The sequence below is a fragment of the Desulfonatronospira sp. genome (genome assembly GCA_003563255.1).
GTDB lineage: Bacteria > Desulfobacterota > Desulfovibrionia > Desulfovibrionales > Desulfonatronovibrionaceae > Desulfonatronospira.
Map to the genome: position 1 here is coordinate 1 of PWSL01000118.1, position 4,444 is coordinate 4,444.

3 protein-coding genes are annotated in these 4,444 nt (G+C 47.0%); all 3 read right to left on the minus strand.

Annotated features, from left to right (window positions below; all coding sequences use genetic code 11):
* Positions 1 to 2,016 (minus strand): CRISPR-associated helicase Cas3' (cas3, locus tag QZP87_RS03345; RefSeq protein ID WP_291321499.1); only part of this gene is annotated, 2,016 nt, incomplete at its 3' end.
* A gap of 528 nt (positions 2,017 to 2,544) precedes the next feature.
* Complete coding sequence (locus QZP87_RS03350; protein ID WP_291321500.1) at positions 2,545 to 3,573, minus strand: hypothetical protein; 1,029 nt, start codon at positions 3,571 to 3,573, stop codon at positions 2,545 to 2,547.
* A gap of 80 nt (positions 3,574 to 3,653) precedes the next feature.
* Complete coding sequence (locus QZP87_RS03355) at positions 3,654 to 4,244, minus strand: hypothetical protein (RefSeq protein WP_291321501.1); 591 nt, start codon at positions 4,242 to 4,244, stop codon at positions 3,654 to 3,656.
* Positions 4,245 to 4,444 lie beyond the last annotated feature (200 nt).

Here is a 4,444-nt window from a genome sequence, read left to right on the forward strand (position 1 = left end):
GTAGACCTGGACGGTGTACTGCTGAAGAGAACGTAAAATCCCGCCTTTCGTCTCTGCAAAGCGCAAACTTTGAATCAGTTCTTCAGCCTGTTCATCAAAGGGGATAATCACAGGGGTCATCTTTTGATCAATAATTTTAAAACGCTCGGCCACATCACGAAACGCCCAGTTTGGTTTTGGTATATTGAACTCTTCAAGAATTTTCTGCTTATCCAGGTGCTCTTGTCTGAGCCAGTAGGTTTCGGAAAAATAGTACTCGATCGCTTCTGGGGAAAAGGGGTCGTCTCCATGATGACGAAGCGTATTGCTCGCATTACCGGCCTGCTGTTTAAATGCAGGCGCAAGACCTTCTTCAGGCATGAAAACATAGACCTTGCCCAGACCGGAAAGCTCACCTTCACGGTTACAACGCCCAGCTGCCTGAACAATGGAATCAAGACCGGCATACTCCCTGATCACTTCCGGAAAACTTATGTCCACGCCAGCCTCAATCAATTGAGTACTGATCAACCTGCAAGGCGCACCCTGTTTCAAGCTATCCTTTATTTCTTTAAGAATATGGCTTCGATGAACCGGGCACATAAGAGCGCTCAAATGCTTTGCTCCTGCATGAGTGCTGATCATCTCATAAAGACTTGCAGCTCTACTCCGGGTATTTACGATGCATAGAACCTGCTCTCTGTCACACATAAAATCCGCAACCTGTTCCAGGGAAAGAGTTCCTGCATCTTCTAAGCTGGTTCTGAGAAATTTTTTATGCATCTGCTTTGGGTCTGGGGCGATTTCCCTGATTCCTTCCAGCCCATGCTTAAAATCATCACGTTTGTTCAAGGCAGGTTGAGTTGCAGTACAAAGGACAATGCTGGCTTTGTAATTTCTGGCCAGCTCATCAAGGGCTTTCAGACATGGCCTGAGATATTCCACAGGAAGCATCTGGGCCTCATCCAGAATTACTACAGATCCGGTAAGATTATGCAGTTTTCTGCACCGAGAGGGTTTTGCTGCAAATAGAGATTCAAAAAACTGCACATTAGTAGTTACTACTACAGGAGAATCCCAATTTTCACAAGCCAGCCGGTGCCGCAGGGCTGATCCATACTGATCCTTATTCTCGTCAAAAATTCCATGATCAAAATTGCTGTGATGTTCAATAACCGCATCTGGAGGAAAAATATCTCTAAACACCCTGGCATTCTGTTCAATGATTGAAGTATAGGGAATAACATAAACAATGCGTCTGAGGCTGTGCTTAAGGGCATGCTCCAATGCAAAGGCCATAGAGGTTATTGTTTTGCCTCCACCGGTTGGGATGGTCAGAGTAAATAGACCTGGCTCCAGGCCTGCCTGATTTAATGAATGGTCAAGAATATGCGCTCTCAACAGATTCACTTCAGTGTCGGCAGTAAACGTTGCAAGTTTTGCGTCAAGCTTTTCCTGGAGAACTTTAAGGGATGGACCAGGACTGCGAAATTTTGCCTTTTTGGGATCAAGAAAAGCCTCAGTGTCCAGAAAATCTGCATCCACAAGGGCTGAAAAGAGCATCCGAACAAAAAAAGTGAGTTGGAAGGCATCTCTGGGCTGAAAACCAAGTTGAGGTATTTCTAAACCGGAAAGAATGTGTTGGGCACCAGCAGGCAGATCGACAGCCTGCTCAACCAGGTCTTTGAGAGTGGCTCCCCCAGACATGCTTGAATATCCGCCATTGGGCAACCCCCCATGATGCCCTGCGATGCAGTAACTCAAAAGCTTACCAGGATTTTCCAGCTTATTATTAGCCAGTTTAGCCCCGACCCCTTTATGATCAACTCTTCGGGCAGACTGCTTTACCAGCTTGTCTTGGAATTCCAGCCGATACTTTCCTACATCGTGCAGCAGACCGGCCAAGCGGCCCCAACCAGAAGCATTGAACTTTTTGGTGAATTTTTCTGCCAGATCGCTAACATTATACAGGTGCTCTTCAAGGATCTGCCAATCCTCAGGCCCCTTGTTTTCAACGGTATGTGCATAATATTGCATATTTTACTCCAGCCACCGATCTAAAGAGGGACATGCATCTTGCTAAAATTTCACTTCTCGTTTTTGACTCATATGATTTATTACAAAGACTTCCTGTTTCAAGTTTCAAAAAAAGACCAACTCAGACAACTAACGGGGATGATTCCACAATTCAATGTTTGCAAAAGTCTTTTTACGAAACCTGGGACAGTCCCTACGAACATCCATATACAAGACTCATCATTTAATCCAGATTGGTAAGAAATACCTCTCATCATAGTTAAGTCCAAGCGAGGGACTGACCCACTGCCATGCGCGCAGCCCTGATCTTTGCCGGAACAGTTTGTTATTTTTTTATTACATAATATGAGCAGCAAGGCCTAACACTACAGCGAAACTTCAAAAATTTACAACCTGTCTCCTGGAACAGTTTGTTATTTTTTTATTACACATAATATGAGCAGCAAGGCCTAATAAGCTTCAGTTGACAGCAAAGAATAAATCTCCATGAACAATTTCTCGACTTTGGCCCTGGATGATCCGCCGGCATTACTCCCACTCACGGACCTGGTTCGGGCGTTTTTTTCCTTGAATCCTGATGATCTTTTCCGGGATGGCTGTTTCATTTTCGGGTAAAGGATTGTCACGTTTTTCCCTGCCCATACCTGTTACGCTCTTTAAACCGGCCAGCACAGCTGAACCAGACAGAGCAGCAGAGTCAGAGTAGTGATCAAACCAAGGCAGGCCATATTCGGAGTATTGCCTGGCAGTAGGCGGAACTGTTGGAGGCTTGCTGCCGGTAATGGCCGTCCACATTTCAGAATTGGCCAGGTGGACAAAGCAGCGTGAAGACGTGCTCAGATCCCAGTCAAAGAGTTCATACTCATCCTCGTATATCTCCTGGTGCATCCTTCCCCCGGGAGCCAGGCCCATGTCAGGGGCGCTAAGACAATATGCAGTAGGCGCTGCCTCGACAAAAGCAACAAATCTTCCCTGCATGTCTTCCTGCTCAGGCCAATATTTTTCAAAGGCCTTTCTTTTCATGGGGTAAACCTGGATCTGCAGTCCTCCAATATCTTCTGCGCCGGTGATCTGACCTTCAGCAGTGTAACCCTCGCCAAGGGGCATGGCTACAAACTGCCGGACCACCCCTTGTTCTATGCAGTATCCGTCCAGCCAGGGCTGATCCGGGATTACCATGTAGTTCTGGGGTTCCCTGGAGATTACGTCAGACCATGGCCGGCCTGTTACTGCACAGATTTTGCCTGCAGCGATTTTAATTACAAAGGGGTATTCTGTTCGGTGCTCCCTGATCCAGGTGGATTCAAAATTGATCCACATGGCTTCAGACTGATAGATAGGCAGCATAACCCCGCCCCGCTTTATCCAGGCTTCAGGCAAATTATCCTGGTAATCATCAACGTGTTTCAAAGGAAACCTGCCCAGCCCCGGAGGCAGTGGGTAATCATTGCCGTCATCCGGAATGCGCAGGGTTTTTTGAAAAGAAATGCAAAGCCTGGCCTCTGGGTGAATCTCTGGAAAAGTAAAAATCAGCTCATTATCCCTTTCTTCTATCATTTCCACCTCCCTGTCTTTTTAAAATTTAGACCAACCACTTTCGAGTACATTTTGGAAGTTTTGCATCAGATGTCAGCCTGTCAGCTTTGCTTCCACTCATCCTGAAAATAAACCGGCACTTTTTCCAGTCTGCACACCCTGATGGTATGGCCGGTGCCTCCGGATTCAGTGTCAGCCGGATCGACATAAAATAGAGCCGCAACTGGTCTGGTCAAAAAAGGCGGACATCCCGCCGCTTTAATGGTATCGCGCAGGAGATAGCCGGCCTTGACTGCCACCTTGGGAGGCAGATTTGTCCTGCCCAGGATGCTTTTGTGCCTGGGTGAAGCCTGCAGGGCTTTTTGGATAATTGCCGGGTGATGCTCTGAAGGCAAGGCATCGGGATAAATGTACTCTGCACCTGAAAACATGTGTTTTTTCCTGTGGCCTCTGTAGGGTGCAAGTATCTGCAGCCTTGATGGATCCACCGAGGCCACCCCCCGGGAAAAGGCATAATCTGATCCGGATGCATTGCCTGATCTGAAAGTCACGTGTTTAAAATCTCCGGCCAGACTGCGGGCTGTTTCAAATGCTGACTGCTGTTGCCCGGCAGGTATGCTTCTTCTTCCTTCCATAAGGATAACCGGGTCAGCCATGGTGTTGAGCAGTGATTTGAGTTCATCGAAGTCCATTTCCGCCTCCAGATAGTCCTGACAACGGTATTGCCGACTGTTGAACTTGTCTCGGTTATGTAAATATTTCCATCGCCTGGAATGAGCTTTTTCAATCAGTGGTTTAGAATAGATCGGCATATCCTTTGATTTCGTTTTTCAGGATGGGGTCATGCTCTTTTGGGGCTGCTGTTTCCTGAGAGTTGTCCTGCATATATTCA

What these genes read in the sequence shown, in the direction of transcription:
- QZP87_RS03350 (WP_291321500.1), bottom strand. Translation starts at nt 3,573, where the DNA reads ATGATAGAAGAAAGGGATAATGAGCTGATTTTTACTTTTCCAGAGATT.
- QZP87_RS03355 (WP_291321501.1), bottom strand. Translation starts at nt 4,244, where the DNA reads ATGGACTTCGATGAACTCAAATCACTGCTCAACACCATGGCTGACCCG.